Here is a 20,679-nt window from a genome sequence, read left to right on the forward strand (position 1 = left end):
AAAACCAAATCAAATTAAATATGATGCGTCAACATTTAAAACTTATATCAAAATCACTTCTTATCCTATCCTTTATTGCATTATTGACATCATGTGGAAGTAGAAAAGATATCATTTATTTTCAAGATGAACCTATTACAGATCAAAGCTTAAGTGAATTAGATAATAATTATGAGATTCGTTATAAACCAAATGATATTTTAACTATTGATGTATCCTCACAAAACGTAGAATCTGTTTCAGCTTTCAACTTACCAGCTGTAGCTTATAACAATTCTAATGCAGGAGCTACTGAACAAACTACTGTTTTAAGACAAACCTATTTATTAGACCCTCAAGGCAATATTGAATTCCCTACACTTGGAACCATCAAAATGGGTGGACTCACAAGAACAGAAGCAACAGCTATGCTTAAAGAGAAAATTGGTGAGTATGCTAATGAATTCATCGTTAATATAAGACTTATTAATTTCACAATTACAGTTAGTGGTGAAGTTAATAATCCTGGGAACTTTACGGTTCAAGGAGAACGTATTTCACTTATCCAAGCCTTAGGATTAGCTGGAGATTTAACAATCTACGGAAGACGAAATAATATATTCTTAATTCGTGAAGTCGATGGAAAAAAGAAATATGCTAAATATGATTTAACGTCTATAAACGTCGTTAATTCACCAGTATATTATCTTTCACAAAATGATATAATATATGTTGAACCAAACAACTCAAGGGTTAGAACGTCTACATACAACCCAAATACAGGTGTATTAATTTCTGCAGTATCAACTTTAGCAACAATTGCAGCTATCTTCATATTTAGAAACTAATTAAGCTCAAAGCATATTATGTCTCAAAATCAAGTTACAAATAAAGAATCTATTATTAATTTAATTGAGTTATACCTATCAAAGTGGAAGCTTGTTCTAGTTTGTATGTTAATAGCCATAGCTATTGCATTCATTAAAATTAGATATAGTACGTTTATGTATCAAGCCAACGCGACTATTAAATTAAAGGAGGATGAGAATTCTAGAAGTTTATCTGAAATCTCTGCGCTTCAAAGTGGTGGATTAGGAGGAAGTACATTACCTAGTGTTATAGATGAAATAGAAGTTATTAAATCTCGATCCATTATTACACAAGTCGTAAAAGATCTAAATCTAAACACAACTTTTTATTTAACTGGAAAAGTAAAAAAGGAGGAAATCTATTTAAATCCACCTGTGAATATTGACTTTTTTATGTCAGACTCTATTGTTGAAAACATCAATAAGTCCTTATATATTAAAATTATATCAGCTCAAAAATATGAGTTTTCAAATGTGAATACTAATGATTTGTTTGAGTTTAATGATGGAGAAACAAAAACATACAACTTTGGTGAAAAAGTAAAATCATCAATTGGCGAATTTGTTATTACTCCAAATATAGGTGCTTACGGTTCAAGTCCTGGCTCATTTATTGAAATCAAACTTCGTCCTGTACATAGTGTTGTTGAAGCATATCTTTTACAAATTAAAATAAATACTACAGAAAAATCAAACGTTATAAAGTTATCAATTGACCAAGCGATAAAAGAAAAAGCACGTCTTATTCTCAATAAAGTCATTGAAAAATATAACGAAGACGTTATTAAAGATAAAGAGAAGATTGTTCAAGTGACTTCAGATTTCATCACCAACCGATTAAACGTCGTATCTAATGAATTAGAACAAGTAGATTTTACTGCACAAAATCTTCAACAAGATAACAGACTTACTGCTTTAGGATCGCAATCAAATATCTTTTTAGAAAGTGAGCGTGAAATTGGATCTAGAATTAACCAAACTAGTAATCAATTACAGATGGCAGAATTTATGAGTGAAGAAATCAAAAATAGTGGCTCAGATTTTTTACCTGCAGATATTGGTATTACAGATAACAATGTTGCACAGATAACAAATAAATACAACGAATTAGTAGCAAGGCGAAATCAAGTACTAAAAAATTCTAGCGATAAAAACCCAACAGTAGTTAATTTAAATAACCAAATTGATGCTTTAAAAGGGAATCTTAATCAAAGTATTGAGAACATTATATCTACTAATCAAATTACACTAAATAATCTTAATAGAGAGAATTCTAGAATTCGAGGTCAAATTTATACTGCGCCAACTAAAGAAAGACAGTTTAGAGATATCAAACGTCAACAAGATATTAAAGAATCATTGTATCTCTATTTATTACAAAAGCGTGAAGAAACAGCCATCACATTAGGTATGTCATCTGCAAACGCAAAAGTAATTGATTTAGCTTACACAAATGATGATCCTATTGCACCAAAGAAAAGCACTATTTATTTAGCATCACTTATTTTGGGGCTTTTAATTCCTGTATCATTGATCTATGTAAAAGATATCTTAGATAATAAAGTACATACTAAAGAAGATGTGCAACGTCTTATTAAAGCTCCTTTTATTGGAGATATCCCTAAAGGTGAAGGTAAACTAAAAGTTGTTAAAAAAGTAGATTATTCTCCAAAGGCAGAAGCTTTTAGAATCATTAGAACCAATATTGATTTTATGCTTCAAAGAAATGACAATCCTTGTAAAGTTATTTTTGTGACGTCTACAACAGCTCAAGAAGGAAAATCACATACTACAACTAATCTTGCTAGTTCATTTTCATATTCAGAAAAGAAAGTACTCCTCATAGAAACAGATATTCGTGTACCTAGAGTAAATGATTATTTGAATATAACTGCTAACAAAGGACTTACAGATTTTATTTCAGACAAAAGCCTATCTATAAAAGATGTGACTGTTAATGTTCCAGATAATCCATTCTTAAATGTGATACCATCTGGTACCATTCCACCAAATCCAGCAGAATTGCTCATGAGTGATCGTGTCAAATTCCTTTTTGATAATGTAAAAAAAGATTACGATTACATAGTTGTTGATACTGCTGCAGTTGGTTTAGTAACAGATACACTTTTAATAAGCGATCATGCAGATATTTTCATCTATGTTGTTAGTGCTAATAATATTGACAAACGTCAATTACATATTGCACAAACCGTATATGAAGAAAAACGTTTACCTAATATGGTCACATTACTTAATGGTAGCGTTAAAAAGAAAGGCTATGGTTATGGCTACGGTAATAATCCAAATAGAAAAAAGAAATGGTTTGAAAAACTATTTAAAAGATAAAACGACCTAAATAAAAAAATCCGCAACTTTAACATTGCGGATTTTTTTATATCTATTTCTGACCTAATAGACGTTTCTTAAAATACTTAAGTTTTATCACCCAAGTATTAACTTCTTTGTCTCTGAGGTATTGTTTAAATTTAAAAAACTTAGTAAGTGTAATCCCAACTATTGAAGCGTAAAGTGATTTAGAATCATATAGAATATGAAAATCGTAATGATACTCAATTTCTGTCCAACGCGTTTTGTATAATCCTTCACCTTTTGAGAAATCAATCATTTTAATATCATTTTCTAAACACCACTCAATCAACTTATAAATTTCTATATTTCCAATGTTTAGTTTATTATAAGCGATATCAAAAGTTCTAATCGCTACAGAAATTGCTTGATCTGTCACAAAATTTATAGACATGGCAATTGGCTCTTCACCATTAGAAAGCACATTTAATACCACGCGTTTTTCTAAAATCATGTCATAGATGAGATCTGTATAAAAATCCCACATTGGTAAAACCGTATTAAACTCACTTTTATCATCAAAACGTTTGTTCAATAAATCTTTAAACAATTGCATGTATTTGATATAAGCGTCTTTTTCTATATCACCATAAAAATAATCAACCTTTAAATCTACTGCTTCATTGAGCTGCTTTAAGCTACGTCTAAAATTATATCTACTTTTTGAAGAATTAAAATTAGCAGTGATGACTTCTTCAATAGATTTTCGCTCACTTAAATCACCGTAATACGCCTCGTACTGTCTTACTTTATTTAACTTAATTCGAGATCGTGTTGGCGCTTCAACTGTATTAAAATCTTGAACATCATAAATAAGTGCAACCTTTCCTTTAAAATCAATTACTTCATTATTGATGTCATAAGTAATTCCGTTGGTGAAATTCTTACCAATATTCACATATATAGGCCAAATTTTAGTTTTGGTGAACTTCACATTCCGAAGAAAATCAAATGAGGTAATTTTCTGATCTTTACAATAATGTTTAATCCAATTGCGCTCAAACGATTGGGAAGTAAAAGGATTACCTTTCATTGTTGAAATTTTTTAATGTGTTTGGTTAAATTCTAGGCGAAAATAGATGTTTTTAATACATATTCATGTTTTATTCTATAAATCGCATGAATAATTGACAAACACCATTATAATTTTCGTCTTTTACGTTCCTGCTTTAAGAGATTAAGTTCTCTACTAGTTTGTCCAGCAACTGAAGTGTTTTCCTCTGCACGTCTAATCAAGTAAGGCATAACATCCTTTACTGGTCCAAAAGGCACATATTTAGCAACATTATAACCTTGTGCTGCGAGATTATAGCTTATGTGATCGCTCATTCCGTAGAGCTGACCAAACCACACATTATTATCGGTTTTTTCAATCCCTTTCTCTTCCATCATTCTCATAGCGAGATAACAGCTCTGTTCATTATGAGTTCCTATAAAAAGGGAAATATCGTTTAAGTTATTTAAGATATAACGCATACACGTATCAAAATTCTCGTCTGTAGCCACTTTACTCTCACAAATTGGAGAATCATAACCCTTCTCCTCTGCTCTATTGCGTTCTTTTTCCATGTAAGCACCACGTACAATTTTAAAACCAGCTTTAAATCCACCAGCTTTTGCACGTTTATGTAGCGACTTTAAATAATCTAAACGATCCCAACGATACGTCTGCAACGTATTATAAACAATAGGTTTTGTTGTATTATATTTTTTCATCATAGCTTCACAAAGATCATCTGCCGCATCTTGCATCCAACTCTCTTCACCATCAATTAACACTTCTACATCTTTGTCTTTAGCAAGTTTACAAACTGTATCAAAACGTGCAACGACCCTGTCCCATTCTTCTTTTTCTTCGGAAGTTAATGTCTTTCCTTCACCTAATTTCTGATACAAATGAAAACGTCCAAAACCAGTAGGTTTAAAAACCACAATTGGCATAGCTTCCTTTTCATCGGCAAACTTGATAATTTTTAAAATTTTATCTCTGCAATCATCAAAAGCAGCATCCACTTCCTTCCCTTCTACCGAATAATCCAAAACAGCACTCACACCTTTAGTAAACATATTGTCAATTACTGGCAAACAATCTTCCTCATTAACACCTCCACAAAAGTGATCAAAAACCGTAGAACGTATCAAACCCTCAACTGGCAACTTTGCTTTGAGCGCAAAATTTGTGGCTGCTGTTCCTATACGAACCATTGGCTCATAAGAAATCATCTTAAACAAAAAATAAGCGCGTTCTAACTGAGAGTCGTTTTTGAGTGCAAAAGCAACTTCGGTATTATCAAAAAGTGTCGTTGTGTTCATATGTTAAGAATATGTAACAAAAATAATTATTCGGTAGGTAATATGTTATAAAAAGTTGGTAATTTTCGGCATGAATTCTATTGAAACCAAAACATACAAAGTTCATTTTAATGCAAAAGCATACAGAGAGCTTAATGATTATATTGAAAACAACAAATTCTCTAAAATTTTTATTTTAGTAGATTCTAACACTCATGAGCATTGTTTGGCAAAATTCATGGCACAATTAGAAACTAAAATCACTATCGAAGTCATTGAGATTGATGCTGGAGAACAACATAAAACGATTGATACTTGCGTTGGAGTTTGGAACGCTCTGTCAGATCTTGGAGCAGATCGTAAAAGCCTCATGCTTAATCTTGGTGGTGGAGTTGTCACAGATCTTGGTGGTTTCGTGGCTTGTACTTTTAAAAGAGGAATTAAATATATCAACATCCCAACCTCATTATTAGCAATGGTAGATGCTTCTGTTGGTGGAAAAACTGGTGTAGACCTTGGTGCTCTTAAAAACCAAGTTGGTGTGATTAGTTCAGGCGACATGGTCATTATAGACACCTCTTATTTAGATACGCTTCCTCAAAATCAAATGAAATCTGGTTTAGCCGAAATGTTAAAACACGGTCTCATCGTCGATAAAGCCTATTTTAATAAACTCACCGATTTATCAAAACTCACACTCAACGATTTAGACGAATTAATTCATGAGTCTGTTGAGATTAAAAAAACAATAGTAACCAAAGATCCTTTTGAGCAAAACGAGCGCAAGCACCTTAATTTTGGTCATACTTTGGGTCATGCGATTGAATCTTATTTTTTAAGCCATCCTAAAAAAGAAGAATTATTACATGGCGAAGCCATTGCTATTGGTATGATTCTAGAATGTTTTATTTCTACGGAAATCTTAAATCTACCAAAACAAGATTTAGATTACATCACTCAGTCATTAAATAACATCTACAAACCTGTTACGATTGAACCATCAGATTATGATGCCATTATTGAGTTGTTGAAGTACGATAAGAAAAACGAACATGGCAATGTCAACTTCGTATTACTAGATACTATTGGGAATCCTAAAATAGATTGCTTAGTTGATAACGACTTGATTATTAGTAGTTTTGAGTATTATCTTAATAGTTTCAAATGATTATTAGAATAAAATCGAATTAAAACACAAGTTTACTCAAATTATTACTTTGAGAAGTTCTGATATAACTACGACTACATTCGATAATGCGATAGCATCTAAGAAGATAGAATTATATAAAAAAGAAAAATTAAAAACAGAAATTATCAACTATGTCCACATTTACTTTCGATCATATAGCGCTTTCTGTAAAAGATGTTGACCAATCGATTGCGTTTTATAAACAAGTATTTCAGCTTAAAGAAATTAAAAATACAGCTTCAGACTCTAAAACAAGATGGCTATCTTTAAATGAAGGCAAACAATTGCATTTGATTCCTCGTCCAAATTCTGAAATAAAAATAAATAAGGCTGTCCATTTTGCTTTATCAACGTCTGATTTTGATGCATTTATAAAACACCTAATTCATCTAAAAATTGATTATTCAGATTGGCAAGACACACCAAATAAAGACTATATTAGAAACGACGGCATTCAACAGGTATACTTTCAAGATCCAAATGGCTATTGGATTGAAATAAATAATGCTGTCTCATAATAATTGCCAACCTCTCACCTACTTTGAAATACTAGTTAGATGATCTTTAGTGTTTTAATAGGCTTCTTTTTTATGGCTTTTGTTTTTTTATCAGTTCTTTCCAGCTTATAAATAGAAGCATCTAAGTTTAATTTTAAGATGCTTATTACAGCTTTAATTTTTAAATTTATGGTACTAGTTTCAATAATCGGAATTTATAATAGTATTGAATAATGTAAAGTCTAAATTAGTAATCATGTGCTACGACATCAAATCAAGCTATCAAGCTCAAATACAGCGAGTAATAAGAAAAGGTGATAAAGTTGCTGCAGAAGAAATTTTAGAAAAATTAATCCCACTCACAAATTTACCTTTGCATCATGTTTCTGGATTTAATCATCCTGAAATGCTCATCTACACGAATGAATCGCCAGATTTTCCAACGGTTGCAACTTGGGGATTTGTGCCAGATTGGGTAAAAGACGAAGACCAATTAAAAACATTTTGGAACAACACATTAAATGCTCGTGGAGAAACGATTTTTGAAAAACCGTCGTTTAAACAATCTGCTCTACACAATAGATGTATCATTTATGTGGATGGTTTTTATGAGCATCACCATTTCAATAAGAAAACATATCCTTTTTTTATTCAGAGACAAGACGAACAGCCAATGGCATTTGCTGGTTTATGGAGCAAATGGATCAACCCAAAACATGGTGGAAAAATGAATACCTTTTCTATCGTTACAACTCAAGGGAATTCATTGATGACTAAAATTCATAACAATCCAAAAATCAAAGGTCCAAGAATGCCATTAATTTTATCAAATGAGCTTGAAAAACAATGGTTGTTGGCAATCCAAGATGATATAGATCAAATAAAAATTCAAGAATTGATTAAAATTAATCCTGAAATAAAATTAAAAGCGCACACAGTTGGTAAATTACGAGGCAAAGATTATATAGGCAATGTTGAAGACATTACTAAAGAAGTGGTTTATGAAGAGCTTGAATTTTAATAGCATAAATCAACTTTCCATAGTCTAACTTTCATTTTTTTAGAATTTAATCCAAAACCGTTAATAACTACCATCAATTCTCTTTCTATATACACTTACAATTTCCTATTTTGCGTGTCTATATAAATTTCCGAAGAAAATAATAATTTGAAAGTCTGCATTGCCGAAAAACCTAGCGTAGCACGAGAAATCGCGCAAGTTCTTGGTGCCAACACAAAACGTGATGGTTACTATGAAGGCAATGGCTATGCAGTGACCTATACTTTTGGTCATCTCTGCACATTAATGGAACCTAATGACTATAAACCGTATTGGAAAAGTTGGGACCTCAATAACCTACCAATGTTGCCAGACAAGTTTAAAACAAAGGTGACTAATAACTCCGGAATTAAAAAACAGTTCAATATTGTAAAATCCTTATTTGATAAAGCAGATTTGGTCATTAATTGTGGTGATGCAGGAACAGAAGGAGAACTCATACAACGTTGGGTTTTAGACCAGGCAAATTATAAAGGTAAAGTGCAACGCTTATGGATTTCGTCACTAACAACAGAAGCGATTAAAGAAGGGTTTCAAAACCTCAAAGATTCTAAAGATTATGACAATCTGTATTATGCAGGATTTTCTCGTGCCATTGGTGATTGGTTGTTAGGTATGAACGCAACACGTTTATACACTGTAAAACATGGTGGTTACAAGCAAGTTTTATCTGTTGGTCGTGTGCAAACTCCAACATTAGCAATGGTTGTTAACCGCTTTAAAGACATCGAAAACTTTAGGCCTCAACCGTATTGGGAATTACAAACCATGTATAGAGATACACTTTTTGCATATGAAGACGGTCGATTTCTCAAAATGGAAGATGGAGATATTCTTGCAAAAAAAGTCAAAGAAGACAATTTTGAAATTGTATCTACCACAAAAAAGAAAGGGAAAGAATACGCTCCAAAACTATTTGATTTAACAGGTTTACAAGTGTATTGCAATACAAAATTCGGGTTTTCTGCAGATGAGACGTTAAAAATTGTTCAGAAATTATACGAACAAAAAGTAGTCACCTATCCAAGAGTTGATACCACATTTTTACCAAATGACGTCTATCCTAAGGTTCATGGTATTTTAGAAAAACTCACAAAATACGCTGCGTTAACACAACCGCTATTAGGTAAAAAAATAAAGAAATCGGCTAAAGTCTTTAATGACAAAAAAGTAACCGATCACCATGCCATTATTCCAACAGGAATCGAAATCAATTTGCAATACAACCAACAACAAGTGTATGACATAATCGTTAAACGTTTTATTGGAGTTTTCTATCCAGATTGCGATGTTTCAAATACAACGGTTATTGGTAAAGCTGCAGATGTCAACTTTAAAACCACTGGTAAAGAGATTTTAAAAGACGGTTGGAAGGTTGTTTTTAAATTCGGAAAATCAACAACTACAAGCTCATCTGATAAAGACACGCTTCCTAATTTTGTTAAAGGTGAAAAAGGACCACACGAACCTTCGTTTTTAGAGAAACAAACGAAGCCTCCAAATCAATTTACGGAAGCCTCACTCCTACGTGCTATGGAAACTGCAGGCAAACAAGTTGATGATGATGAACTGCGCGATTTAATGAAAGAAAACGGTATTGGCAGACCGTCAACACGTGCCAATATTATTGAGACCTTATTTAAGCGTCAATACATCAAACGTAATAAAAAGCAATTGCTTCCAACCGTTACAGGTGTTGCACTTATTGATACGATTCAAAACGAATTATTGAAATCTGCAGAGCTCACTGGTCTTTGGGAAAAGCAACTTAAAGACATAGAAAAAGGAGATTATAGTGCAAGCCTTTTCATCAAAAACATGAAAAAAATGGTTGACGACTTGGTGTACGAAGTACGTAGTGAAACCAATCGTGCTAATATCTCACAAGCAACTGTGGTTAAACAACGACAAGCAAAAACGAAGACAAAAAAAGCTGCTGGTATTACTTCGGAAACGTGCCCAAAATGTAAAAAAGGGACTATTTTAAAAGGGAAATCGGCTTATGGATGTTCTGATTTTAAATCAGGTTGTCGTTTTGTGATGCCTTTTGAAAACTTCGGAAAGAAGGTTTCTGAAAAACAATTTATCAGATTATTACAAAAAGGATCTACCGTAAATCTAAAAGGGTTTACTTCGGAAACTGGAACGACTGAAGGTTTATTGCGTTTTGATGACAGCTTTAAACTGGTTTTAGAAGCAAAAAAAGGAAAAACTAAAATTTCCGAAGCACAAAAAACAGAACAAAAACCAGATGCGATTACTTGTCCAAAATGTAACCAAGGTCACATTATGAAAGGAAAAACGGCTTATGGTTGTAGTGCTTACAAATCTGGTTGTGATTTTAGGATGTCATTTGACGCCATTCGTGACAAAGCAAAAGACAGAAAGCTTACCAAAGACTTGGTGTATGCTATTTTAAAAGGTGACAATTAATCGTTGTGCTAAAAAATAACCTGCGAGGTTTTAGAAACTTTGCAGGAAAACAAGAAACTCATACATGAATCATCGTCATTTCAAACTCTTTAAACCTTATGGATATTTAAGTCAGTTTCAAACCAACGCCAAACATGAAATCAACAAGAAATTTTTAGGAGAATTGCATGATTTCCCTGAAGGCACAATGGCAATTGGAAGATTAGACAAAGACTCTGAAGGCTTGTTATTGTTAACGACAGATGGAAAAGTGAGTTTTGACATCACAAGTTCTAAAACAGATAAAGAATATTATGTACAAGTAGATGGTGAGATTACACCTGATGCAATTTCTCAATTACAAAATGGTGTAACTATTAGTCATAAAAGCGAAACGTACTTCACAAAACCTTGCAAAGCATTTATATTAGAAACGCATCCTGATTTCCCAGAAAGAACTAAAAAAATTAGAGATGAACGTCATGGTAAATCCACTTGGATTTCAATAACAATTAATGAAGGTAAATTTAGACAAGTACGAAAAATGACTGCTGTGGTTGGGTTTCCAACGTTGCGTTTGGTTAGAATTCGTGTTGGGAGTATCACTTTGGATGGTTTAGAAATGGGATCTGCTAAAGAAATTGCTAATCCTTTATCTTAAACATGAGCATACTGTCTTGTAGTTTTTCGTTTACTACTTTATGACAAACAATAGTGTCTGCTTTAATTTCGGTAATTTCAACAGTATATGTTGTTCCAATAATAGATTTAAATCTAGGATCATTTACCTTGTAGTATTCAAACTTATATCTACAATCTGATAACCATTTTAAATGACTAGTAGCTTTGAAATCTGATGTTTCACTATACACATCTATTTGGGTAGTGTCTGTTCTAATAGTTAGCAAATCAGCATAATCCTTATTTAAATATCTAAAATGTCCTGATTTAAAATTAGAACAATCTAGATGTTGAGCAAAAGATGTTGCTGATGCTAGTATAACTATTAAGAACGATAAAATTTTCAATGAGAAGTATTAGATAACTTTTACACGAACCGCATTCATTCCACGATTCCCTTTTTCTAATTCAAACTGTACTTTGTCGTTTTCGTTAATTTCGTCAATAAGTCCACTAACGTGACAGAAGTATTTTTCTTGGTCTTCGGTGTCAATAATGAAACCAAATCCTTTAGAGTGATCAAAGAAAGATACTTTTCCTTTTCTAATTGGATCGTATTCTTCTTCTTCAATATCTTCTTTTTTAGGCACACCTAGAACGATGTTCTTTGCCTTAACTTTAACTTTGTCTGCTGGATCTGGAGGTGTATCTGTTAGATTTCCAAATTGATCAACATACGCAAATGGGATGCTTTCTGCTCCTCCATTTTCTTCTTGTTCTCTCTTACGCGCTTCCATTTTTTTGCGCTTGTCTTCACGTTTTTTTAAACGCTTCTTTTCTTTTTCACTTTTACTAAATGTCTGTTGCGACTTTGCCATTCTTTATTTTCTGTTGTTTTTAATTATGTAACGTTCAACACATCACTGACATCAAAGATAAGCTATATCTATGATTAATCAAAGTCCGAGAATAATATAGTTAATAAGTCGTTAAACAAATTAATATTTACATTCGTTTTAAAAGTGATTTGATAATGCTTTAATTTACTTTTTTAGTTTTTTCTGTTATAGGATTAGCATCCTTAACTACGATTACTGTTGCTTTGACACCTGTGAGGAGATTCCATTTTTTTGAAGAGACAAGATTGCCATTATCATCGTAGACAATAAATTCTGCAGTATTTGGTCCAGATTCTCCTTGATTTAAAGCAGTAAACTCAATTTTGTTACTACCAACATTTAAGTCCACATTAAAACCTTTATAACCACCTGTTAATACTAATCTTGGAACTATAATATCATCGTTAACTTTAACTTGTACGATATCTCCATCTGGATATTCATGATCGCGACACACGATTCTCACAAAGGCACCATTACTTTTAATTTCACCTAAAAAGACATCTGCCATCGTCTCAATTTTGAGTCCTTGCTCAACAGCTACTTTATTAAATTTCTCTTCGAAAAGTTCTCCTGGATTTTTCAATCCATTATCATGAATCATCGAGAATTCTTTCTTTGGCTTTGTAATGGATTCTTTACTTACTTTAGGAACGGTAATACCAGAGATATTCTTTTTAGTTTTAGTAATACCTATTTTAGAATTTGGTTTTATATCCAATTTCACAGAAGCTGTGTCTTTTTCTTTAGTTTCTTTAGCAGGAATTTTTATTGATTTTTTCTCATTAGTATCTGGTGGTTGCGCAAAAACATGCAACGCAAATAGAGAAAAAAGTAATAATAAGATGATATTTTTTTTCATCAATAATATAGTTTGATATGGTATATTCAAAAACTATACCTAATATCATATAATCTCAAAAGTAACGTGTAAAAAGCTTAATTATTTAAAAATTACGTTAAAACTTTCCGTTGAAACTCAAACGAAGTTTACGTGTATACTCTTCTAACAACCACTCTTTGTAGTTTTTTGTGCTGTTCATGATACAGTAACAATATTGTTTAATACGGTAACAAATATCATCATGTAACAGTTTAGACAGTTCTCTAGCTTCAAAAACATCTTCACTATTCGCAATCACTAATTGAGAATGTTGCGCAATACTGTTTTCTATAGCTTGCATAGATTTACTGCCTTCTCTTGTGACTTTTTTGTATTCTTCTTTAATATCAAAATCATCATTGGGATTTTTCTTAAAACGTTTTTTAAGTGAATCTGGCATTGCGTAGACAAATTCTCGCTCTATATCTTCATCATTACGGAGATTTTCAAGATAAAAATCTGGATTTTTAAATATATGTTGCCAATCTACAGGTTGACTCCAAGGACCAAACCTAATAGCATTGTTTCCTAAATCAATGACTTTAAACGTGTTTTTATCACCACGAACTCGAGATCCTCTTCCAATCATTTGAAAATATAAAGTTAGTGATCGTGTAGCACGATTTAAGATTATAGATTCAACTGTTGGCTCATCAAAACCTGTAGTTAAAATACTTACTGATGTTAAAATCCCATTAGGTGTATTTTTAAACCACTTTAAAATATCCTTTCGTTCTTGTTTATTGCATGTATTATCAAGGTGACGTACATCGTAACCAGCACGTTTAAATGTGTAATATACTTCTTTTGAAGTGTTGATTCCGTTGTTAAAAATAAGTGTTTTCTTTCCTTTGCTAAGTTCTTCATAAGCAAATAATAATTTGCCTTGCATTGCTGTATTGGTATATAATGCTTCAGAAGATTTTACAGTATAATCACCATTGATTCCGATCTTTAATGTATTAAGCGACACATCGTAGTTGTATATTTCCGCGGAAGCTAAAAAACCATTTTTAATTAATGTCGAAATGTTATCACCAACAATGAGTTCTTTGTAATTATCTTTCATTGGTAACTTAATGTTACTACTCAAAGGTGTTGCTGTAACGCCTAGAATAAAGCAATTTTCAAAAAAGCCAAATAACTTTCTAAAGGAGTTATAATGTGCTTCATCAATGATTACAAGACCAATATCTTCTAGATTAAGCTTGCCATCGTTAAGTCTATTATTTAAGGTTTCAACCATGGCGACGAAACATTCGTACTGGTCTTGGTCTGGCAATTCCTTAACTTTACTATTGATGATTTTGTTATTAACACCAAAATTATTTAAAACCTTAGATGTTTGTTTACACAATTCTATACGATGTGTTAGAATTACAACCTTTTTTTTATGCTTTTTAATGTATCGTCTTACGATTTCAGAAAAAATAACCGTTTTACCACCACCTGTTGGTAATTGGTATAATAGATTATAATTATCTGGAGCAGCATCAAATACTTCAAAAATGCGTTTTAAATCAGCAATTTGATAGTCATAGAGACGCTTTTTCGTTTCTTTATTTGATGTTACTTGAAGGGTTTCGGACATATATATATTAATAGCTTCTGAAAAAAAAATTCTCACAAAATTAACTCATTAGAAGGGTTTTCAACGCATATTGTTGACAACAATTGAAAAGTAATTCTCCTCTATTTGTGTTAAAATTTGTTAAAAAACTACTTTGTTATACATAGTACTGTAACAAATTTATTCTTCTGTCGTCTCTTAAGTATAACATCAATCTAACCAGCTGAATTTATTTCAGTATTAAAATCAATTATTATGAGAACTTTAAACAACAATCAATTAACAAGTACAGGAAGCGAAACAAGAATCTATACTTGGAACAAAAAGAGACGTTACAGATAATTAATAACGTATTAATCACATTTCATCAATCAATTAAATCAAATATCATGAGAACATTAAACAGCAATCAAATTACAAGTACAAACACTGAAACACGAATTTATACTTGGAACCAGAAAAGACGTTATAGATAGTTTATAACAATCATCAATCAAAAAAAATCAATCTACCATGAAAGCATTATCTAGAATTATTAATACATCACACACAACAAACGACGATTTAGAAACGTTACGTTAGTGTTATAATTAAATTACTCATCAATCAACAATCTGTATTGAAATTCGTTTCAATATAAAATCGAGAAAGACCAGCAAACCATATGTGTGCTGGTCTTTTTGCATTAACAATAAATTACGGTATCGTTTTTGTGACGTGATTAGAATTATTAATCATCTTTTTTACTGAAAAGTATTTGGGATCTAAACACTCACTATTATGAAAAGTTCAAGACGAGATTACCCAGAAGTTAATGCAGGATCTATGGCAGATATTGCATTTTTATTGCTTATTTTTTTCTTAGTAACCGCAGTTATACCCAAAGACAAAGGGATTAATAGAAAATTGCCACCACCTTGTCCTCCCAATGTAATTTGTGATGATAATCCTGTTCACCAGCGAAATATTCTAGAAATAAAAGTCAATGCTAAAAACGAATTACTCGTAGAAAATGAAATCATTTCTATTGATGAACTTAAAGACATTACTAAAGAATTCTTAACTAATAATGGTGATGGTTCTTGCGACTACTGTGTTGGTTTAGCAGATAAAGAGTTGTCAGACAATCCAAAAAAAGCAGTTGTTTCTTTAGCTAATGATCAAGAAACATCTTATGATTTTTACATTAAAGTTCAAGATGAAATTACAAAAGCGTATTATGAATTACGAAGCAATTATGCAACTGATGTTTATAAGAAATCATCGAATGAATTAACTCAAGAAGAACTTCAAGAGGTAAAAAAGGCTTATCCTTTTATTTTATCTGAGGCTGAGATTAAGAATTAGTGAATACTGTCATTCCTGCAAAAGCAGGAATCTATTTTCAAAAACAAAAGTGGATTCCTGCCTGTACAGAAATGACAAATAGCTATTTTATTTTAACCGAATCCTTTTCAATTTCAACTCTATAACTGATGTTAACCTTGCGTCTGCCCCATTTTTTTGCAGCTTTAACATCAGTTCCCATATAAAGATCAATCTTATTTTTAAAACGACGATTCATTTTGTCTTTCACTAAGTATGTGCCTTCCAAACCTTCTACTTTTACTAAAGTATTGTGTCCCAAACCGTTTTTTAATAAATCTCTAGATACTGCAATATACTTAAGTCCAGGTTTTAAACTATCTCCAAATGCTGTAATATGTGGATTAGAATTTGTTTGATATTCCAAAGAATTATAAGCAGTTGCAGTCACTTTAATCGTTTTCCATTCGTATCCACTTTCCTCTTCTTCTTCTTTACAATTAAAAAGAAGCAAACAAAACAAGACAATGATAAGTTTATAAGAGTTAGCCATATTCATTTTTAAATATAAGATTTTGTAACTTCACAATCAAAATGAAATCTAAAATTTATGAAATCCATCTATATCTCATTATGCCTTGTAATTATGGTTACATCTTGTAAAAATGACAATAAACCTCATGATATGAATTCGAACAAAGCAGATGCTATTGCATTAGTTGAACACGCTAGAGCCATTCATGAACGTGTAATTACCTTAGATACACACTGCGATATAAATGTTAAGAATTTCACAGATTCTATCAATTACACGCAAAATTTAGAATCTCAAGTTAATTTACCAAAAATGATAGTTGGCGGATTAGATGTTGCATGGTTTATCGTTTACACAGGTCAGGATACATTAAGTGATGAAGGTTATAAAAACGCTTATGATAATGCGATGTCTAAGTTTGATGCCATTCACAAATTAGTTGAAGACATTGCACCAAACCAAATTGAGTTGGCTGTGACTTCTGATGATGTTAGGCGAATTTCCGCAGAAGGAAAAAAAGTAGCCATGATTGGTATAGAAAATGGATATCCGGTTGGAACAGACCTTTCAAATGTTGAAAAATTCTACAATTTAGGAGCACGTTACATGTCGTTATCGCATAATGGTCATAGTCAATTGTGTGATAGCAATACTGGAGAAGAAGATGATGTTTGGCTTCATGATGGATTAAGCTATTTGGGAAAAGAAGTCATTAAGGAAATGAACCGTTTGGGTATGATGATAGATGTGTCACATCCTTCAAAAGAATCTATGCGCCAAATGATAGAATTAAGTAAAGCTCCAATTATAGCGTCACATTCATCGGCTAGAGCCTTATGTGATCACAGTAGAAATCTGGATGATGAACAATTAGAATGGATGAAAAAAAATGGAGGCGTTATTCAAACCGTAGCTTTTCAAACCTATACAAATACCGAAAAAAATGATGTTAGAAATAAAGCAATCAAAGACATTAGAAAAGAAGTAGCTGCCTCATTAGGTGCCAAATGGTATGATTGGAGTGAAATGAAAACAATGTCTGAAGAAGATAAAGAAGCATTCTACGATGTGAGAGGTAAAATCATAAGATTAGCAGATGAAAAAGCAGTTCAAATTGAAGATTTTCCTTCAAAAGTAAATGTATCAGATTTTGTAGACCATATTGATTATATGGTTAAAAAAATTGGACTCAAACATGTAGGGATTAGTAGTGATTTTGATGGAGGTGGCGGAGTTGATGGCTGGAGTGATGCTTCAGAAACTTTTAATGTCACCCTAGAATTGGTAAAACGTGGTTATTCTGAAAAAGAAATCGAACAACTCTGGAGTGGCAATTTATTGAGAGTTTTGGATGAGGTTCAGGCTGTAGCGAAAAAAATACAATCTTAGGCTAACAAATTGCTAATATCCTTAATACTAGCAACAATAATACCTACTAATAAAAGAATTAAAATAGAATTGACGAGTAACCCAATTATTTTTTTTACTGAAATTGGCTCCTTCCACCCTTTCATGCTAAAAATAAAGCCTGCAATTCCTGCCACAAAAACAACAGAAATAGAGAAACTACTTGCGTAAGTATAGGTTTCTTCGGAAATGTTATTACTCGCAGCAAGAAACTGTAACAGCACAAATATCAAAAAACTCACAATAGTGATTATTGCGAATTGGAAGGATTTGTTGGAGTTTTTGCTTGGGATCATTTTAGTTATTTATTTACAGTTTTGACTTTAGATATTTCATTGAGTTTAAAAACCAAATCTATAATTATAAACATATCTCGTGATTTTTATAAAAATCAAAGCAATAGGAATATTAGCCAAAACAAATAATATAACCTTACCAAAAATCACTCTTTTATTTTTTCTGAAAACCCATAGAAATACTAATTGTATTAGCGTCATTCCATTTGCAAGAATTGCAAATAAGGCAAATAAAAACCCAAAAGCAGCTATGCTTTCAACGTTCAAAATTAAGAATGCTAAGAAAATTAGACTACCAATAATGAATGAAGCAATTGCTATTTTTTTTGAATAATTAATTATGTCTGTTTCGTACTCAGTCATTCAACTTTTTAAAGTTATAATAAAAATTAATAAGCCAACAACTCAATCAAAGCCTTTTCAAACTTACCTTTTGCCATATACTGTTCCTCCAATTGTCCGATAAAAGGAATAGGCGTTTCCATACTAGCTACACGTTTTACAGGTGCATCTAATTGCTCAAAGCAGTTTTCCATAATTAATGAAGAAATATCACTGGCAATACCTCCAAAAAGTGAGTCTTCTTGTAAAACAATAGCTCTACCTGTTTTCTTAACTGAGGCGTAAATAGTTTCGGTATCTAAAGGTTGTAAACTTCTTAAATCTATAAGGTCTGCATTAATATCTGGATTGTTTTCTAAAGTCTCTAAAGCCCAATGTACTCCTGCACCATAAGTAATTATAGTAACGTCTGCTCCTTCTTTAAGCAAAGCTGCTTTTCCTAAAGGTATCGTATAATAATTAATTGGCACCTCTTGACGAATACTTCTATATAAAGCTTTATGCTCAAAATATAACACTGGATTTGGATCTTCAATTGCTGTGGCTAATAAGCCTTTTGCATCATAAGGAAATGCTGGATATACCACTTTTAAACCTGGTGTTTTTGTAAACCAAGCTTCATTAGTTTGAGAATGAAATGGTCCTGCAGCTACTCCTCCTCCACATGGCATTCTTACCACAACATCTGCTTGCTGGTTCCAACGATAATGAGATTTAGCCAAATAATTTACAATAGGATTAAAACCTGAAGTTGCAAAATCTGCAAATTGCATTTCCATAACAGCTTTCATTCCTGCTATTGATAATCCCATTGCAGCTTCTACGATTGCAGATTCGCAAATTGGTGTATTACGCACACGTTCTTTTCCAAAGGCTTCAACAAAACCTTCGGTAATTTTAAAAACACCTCCATATTCTGCTACATCTTGTCCCATAATGACCAAATCATTATGTTTCTCCATAGATTGTTTTAAACCTTGAGATATGGCATCTATAAATCGTAACTCTTCAGTTTTTGTACTTGGTGTTGCTTCTTTGTATTGAAACGGTTTGTAGATATCATTTAACTCAATTTCCACATTAGGTACAATAGCTTCCTCATCGTAAGCCATTTGTAAATGCTCATTTATTTCATCAAGAATTGTTTCTCTAAATGAGTTGTCTTCTTTTTCAGTTAACAAACGATTCTCCATCAAATAGGCTCTAAAATTATCTACTGGATCTTTTTTAGCCCAATCTTTCATTAGTTTTTCTGGCACATATTTTGTTCCGCTTGCTTCTTCATGACCTCTCATTCTAAACGTTTTAAACTCGATTAAAATCGGTCTTGGACGTTTACGAATACTTTCGGCCAATTTGTTAATCTTGGTATAAACTTCTAGTATGTTATTTCCGTCGAGAATAAAAGATTCCATACCGTAACCTTTACCTCTATCTGCTAAATCTTTACAATTATATTGCTCGCTTGTTGGTGTTGACAATCCGTAGCCATTATTCTCAATACAGAATAAAACTGGCAATTGCCACACAGAAGCTACATTTAAAGCTTCATGAAAATCACCTTCACTAGTTCCGCCTTCTCCAGTGAAAACTGCTGTTACAGACTTTTTATCTTTTAATATACTGGCGAGTGCAATCCCATCTGCAACTCCCAATTGCGGACCTAAATGCGAGATCATACCAACAAGATTAAACTCTTGCGTACCAAAGTGAAACGAACGATCACGACCTTTTGTAAACCCGTTTGCTTTACCTTGCCATTGACTAAACAAACGATGTAACGGAATCTCACGCGTTGTAAAAACACCCAAATTTCTGTGCATTGGCAAAATATATTCATCTTTTTGCATGGCCATAGTAACACCTACAGAAATCGCTTCTTGACCAATACCAGAAAACCATTTTGAAATTTTACCTTGGCGTAAGAGAATAAGCATTTTCTCTTCTATCATGCGAGGTTTAAGCATGTTTTTATAAAGGCTTAAAAGTGTTTTATCGTCTAGATTTTTCTTATCGTAGGCTATTAGACTCTTGGTTGAGGTCAACATTATTTGATATATTTTGTTAGTAAATCAAATGTAAATAAAAATTGAGTTTTATAAGGTCTTAGTCCGTTTTTTTTAAGTGTAAGTGAAATCTGTGATTTTAGGACAATT

The 20,679-nt window shown here is 32.2% G+C and carries 19 protein-coding genes; 10 read left to right on the forward strand and 9 right to left on the reverse strand.

The features are described 5' to 3' along the window. Positions 1–20 precede the first annotated feature (20 nt). Both WNY78_RS06960 and WNY78_RS06965 read left to right on the forward strand, forming a co-directional pair. Entirely contained in the window at positions 21–827 is an 807-nt protein-coding gene (locus WNY78_RS06960) for a polysaccharide biosynthesis/export family protein (protein ID WP_342872477.1), read from the forward strand. A gap of 18 nt (positions 828–845) precedes the next feature. Further along, entirely contained in the window at positions 846–3,194 is a 2,349-nt protein-coding gene (locus WNY78_RS06965; RefSeq protein WP_342872478.1) for a polysaccharide biosynthesis tyrosine autokinase, read from the forward strand. Between the two features lie 52 nt (positions 3,195–3,246). Here WNY78_RS06965 and WNY78_RS06970 read toward each other — a convergent pair whose 3' ends face one another. Together WNY78_RS06970 and WNY78_RS06975 are read right to left on the reverse strand one after the other, a co-directional pair. Continuing rightward, positions 3,247–4,248 (reverse strand): GNAT family N-acetyltransferase, encoded by a 1,002-nt coding sequence (locus WNY78_RS06970; protein WP_342872479.1) that lies wholly within the window; start codon positions 4,246–4,248, stop codon positions 3,247–3,249. A 107-nt stretch (positions 4,249–4,355) separates the two neighbouring features. Continuing rightward, on the reverse strand, positions 4,356–5,528 hold the full coding sequence (locus tag WNY78_RS06975; protein ID WP_342872480.1) for a proline dehydrogenase family protein: 1,173 nt from the start codon (positions 5,526–5,528) through the stop codon (positions 4,356–4,358). A 70-nt stretch (positions 5,529–5,598) separates the two neighbouring features. On the opposite strand from WNY78_RS06975, the gene aroB reads away from it, so the two are divergent. The 5 genes from aroB to WNY78_RS07000 all read left to right on the forward strand — a co-directional run bounded on the left by aroB (position 5,599) and on the right by WNY78_RS07000 (position 11,326). Then, a complete protein-coding gene (gene aroB, locus WNY78_RS06980) occupies positions 5,599–6,675 on the forward strand; it encodes a 3-dehydroquinate synthase (protein WP_342872481.1) in 1,077 nt (358 codons plus the stop codon). 152 nt (positions 6,676–6,827) lie between these two features. Continuing rightward, positions 6,828–7,214, forward strand: a complete 387-nt coding sequence (locus WNY78_RS06985; RefSeq protein ID WP_342872482.1) for a VOC family protein — start codon at positions 6,828–6,830, stop codon at positions 7,212–7,214. A gap of 235 nt (positions 7,215–7,449) precedes the next feature. Continuing rightward, on the forward strand, positions 7,450–8,214 hold the full coding sequence (locus WNY78_RS06990; protein ID WP_342872483.1) for an SOS response-associated peptidase: 765 nt from the start codon (positions 7,450–7,452) through the stop codon (positions 8,212–8,214). Between the two features lie 147 nt (positions 8,215–8,361). Then, on the forward strand, positions 8,362–10,686 hold the full coding sequence (locus WNY78_RS06995) for a DNA topoisomerase 3 (protein WP_342872484.1): 2,325 nt from the start codon (positions 8,362–8,364) through the stop codon (positions 10,684–10,686). Positions 10,687–10,750: 64 nt separating this feature from the next. After that, the gene (locus WNY78_RS07000) at positions 10,751–11,326 is read left to right on the forward strand and encodes a pseudouridine synthase (RefSeq protein ID WP_342872485.1); all 576 of its coding nucleotides are present in this window, start codon (positions 10,751–10,753) and stop codon (positions 11,324–11,326) included. Here the strand turns inward: WNY78_RS07000 and WNY78_RS07005 are convergent. The 4 genes from WNY78_RS07005 to WNY78_RS07020 form a co-directional block, all read right to left on the reverse strand. Further along, positions 11,310–11,693 carry a hypothetical protein gene (locus WNY78_RS07005; RefSeq protein ID WP_342872486.1) on the reverse strand — a complete coding sequence of 128 codons (384 nt, stop codon included), beginning with the start codon at positions 11,691–11,693 and terminating at the stop codon, positions 11,310–11,312. The two genes, WNY78_RS07000 and WNY78_RS07005, sit on opposite strands and share 17 nt — an antisense overlap. Before the next feature lie 9 nt (positions 11,694–11,702). Then, positions 11,703–12,164 (reverse strand): cold shock domain-containing protein, encoded by a 462-nt coding sequence (locus tag WNY78_RS07010; protein ID WP_342872487.1) that lies wholly within the window; start codon positions 12,162–12,164, stop codon positions 11,703–11,705. Positions 12,165–12,324: 160 nt separating this feature from the next. Next, a complete protein-coding gene (locus WNY78_RS07015; RefSeq protein ID WP_342872488.1) occupies positions 12,325–13,047 on the reverse strand; it encodes a hypothetical protein in 723 nt (240 codons plus the stop codon). A gap of 97 nt (positions 13,048–13,144) precedes the next feature. Continuing rightward, a complete protein-coding gene (locus tag WNY78_RS07020) occupies positions 13,145–14,659 on the reverse strand; it encodes a DEAD/DEAH box helicase family protein (RefSeq protein WP_342872489.1) in 1,515 nt (504 codons plus the stop codon). A gap of 759 nt (positions 14,660–15,418) precedes the next feature. On the opposite strand from WNY78_RS07020, the gene WNY78_RS07025 reads away from it, so the two are divergent. After that, positions 15,419–15,985, forward strand: coding sequence for a biopolymer transporter ExbD (locus WNY78_RS07025; RefSeq protein ID WP_342872490.1), 567 nt, complete (start codon positions 15,419–15,421; stop codon positions 15,983–15,985). An 82-nt stretch (positions 15,986–16,067) separates the two neighbouring features. Here the strand turns inward: WNY78_RS07025 and WNY78_RS07030 are convergent, their stop codons facing one another. Next, a complete protein-coding gene (locus tag WNY78_RS07030) occupies positions 16,068–16,496 on the reverse strand; it encodes a hypothetical protein (protein WP_342872833.1) in 429 nt (142 codons plus the stop codon). Positions 16,497–16,628: 132 nt separating this feature from the next. Between WNY78_RS07030 and WNY78_RS07035 the strand changes: the two genes are divergently transcribed. Next, positions 16,629–17,867 (forward strand): dipeptidase, encoded by a 1,239-nt coding sequence (locus WNY78_RS07035; protein WP_342872491.1) that lies wholly within the window; start codon positions 16,629–16,631, stop codon positions 17,865–17,867. Here WNY78_RS07035 and WNY78_RS07040 read toward each other — a convergent pair. Beyond that, positions 17,864–18,181, reverse strand: coding sequence for a hypothetical protein (locus tag WNY78_RS07040; protein ID WP_342872492.1), 318 nt, complete (start codon positions 18,179–18,181; stop codon positions 17,864–17,866). The two genes, WNY78_RS07035 and WNY78_RS07040, sit on opposite strands and share 4 nt — an antisense overlap. 79 nt (positions 18,182–18,260) lie before the next feature. Between WNY78_RS07040 and WNY78_RS07045 the strand changes: the two genes are divergently transcribed. Further along, the gene (locus tag WNY78_RS07045; protein ID WP_342872493.1) at positions 18,261–18,515 is read left to right on the forward strand and encodes a hypothetical protein; all 255 of its coding nucleotides are present in this window, start codon (positions 18,261–18,263) and stop codon (positions 18,513–18,515) included. A 55-nt stretch (positions 18,516–18,570) separates the two neighbouring features. Here the strand turns inward: WNY78_RS07045 and WNY78_RS07050 are convergent, their stop codons facing one another. After that, entirely contained in the window at positions 18,571–20,571 is a 2,001-nt protein-coding gene (locus WNY78_RS07050) for a dehydrogenase E1 component subunit alpha/beta (protein ID WP_342872494.1), read from the reverse strand. Between the last annotated feature and the right edge of the window lie 108 nt (positions 20,572–20,679).

Origin of the sequence: Psychroserpens sp. AS72, assembly GCF_038900375.1 — a bacterium.
In the GTDB taxonomy this organism is placed as follows: Bacteria; Bacteroidota; Bacteroidia; order Flavobacteriales; family Flavobacteriaceae; genus Psychroserpens.

Coding starts and splice junctions, on each gene's coding strand:
- WNY78_RS07025 (WP_342872490.1), top strand. CDS start 15,419: ATGAAAAGTTCAAGACGAGATTACCCAGAAGTTAATGCAGGATCTATG.
- WNY78_RS07000 (WP_342872485.1), top strand. CDS start 10,751: ATGAATCATCGTCATTTCAAACTCTTTAAACCTTATGGATATTTAAGT.
- WNY78_RS07050 (WP_342872494.1), bottom strand. CDS start 20,571: ATGTTGACCTCAACCAAGAGTCTAATAGCCTACGATAAGAAAAATCTA.
- WNY78_RS06960 (WP_342872477.1), top strand. CDS start 21: ATGATGCGTCAACATTTAAAACTTATATCAAAATCACTTCTTATCCTA.
- WNY78_RS06990 (WP_342872483.1), top strand. CDS start 7,450: ATGTGCTACGACATCAAATCAAGCTATCAAGCTCAAATACAGCGAGTA.
- WNY78_RS07030 (WP_342872833.1), bottom strand. CDS start 16,496: ATGGCTAACTCTTATAAACTTATCATTGTCTTGTTTTGTTTGCTTCTT.
- WNY78_RS07035 (WP_342872491.1), top strand. CDS start 16,629: ATGAATTCGAACAAAGCAGATGCTATTGCATTAGTTGAACACGCTAGA.
- WNY78_RS07010 (WP_342872487.1), bottom strand. CDS start 12,164: ATGGCAAAGTCGCAACAGACATTTAGTAAAAGTGAAAAAGAAAAGAAG.
- WNY78_RS07040 (WP_342872492.1), bottom strand. CDS start 18,181: ATGATCCCAAGCAAAAACTCCAACAAATCCTTCCAATTCGCAATAATC.
- WNY78_RS06965 (WP_342872478.1), top strand. CDS start 846: ATGTCTCAAAATCAAGTTACAAATAAAGAATCTATTATTAATTTAATT.
- WNY78_RS06975 (WP_342872480.1), bottom strand. CDS start 5,528: ATGAACACAACGACACTTTTTGATAATACCGAAGTTGCTTTTGCACTC.
- WNY78_RS06970 (WP_342872479.1), bottom strand. CDS start 4,248: ATGAAAGGTAATCCTTTTACTTCCCAATCGTTTGAGCGCAATTGGATT.
- WNY78_RS06985 (WP_342872482.1), top strand. CDS start 6,828: ATGTCCACATTTACTTTCGATCATATAGCGCTTTCTGTAAAAGATGTT.
- aroB (WP_342872481.1), top strand. CDS start 5,599: ATGAATTCTATTGAAACCAAAACATACAAAGTTCATTTTAATGCAAAA.
- WNY78_RS07020 (WP_342872489.1), bottom strand. CDS start 14,659: ATGTCCGAAACCCTTCAAGTAACATCAAATAAAGAAACGAAAAAGCGT.
- WNY78_RS07015 (WP_342872488.1), bottom strand. CDS start 13,047: ATGAAAAAAAATATCATCTTATTATTACTTTTTTCTCTATTTGCGTTG.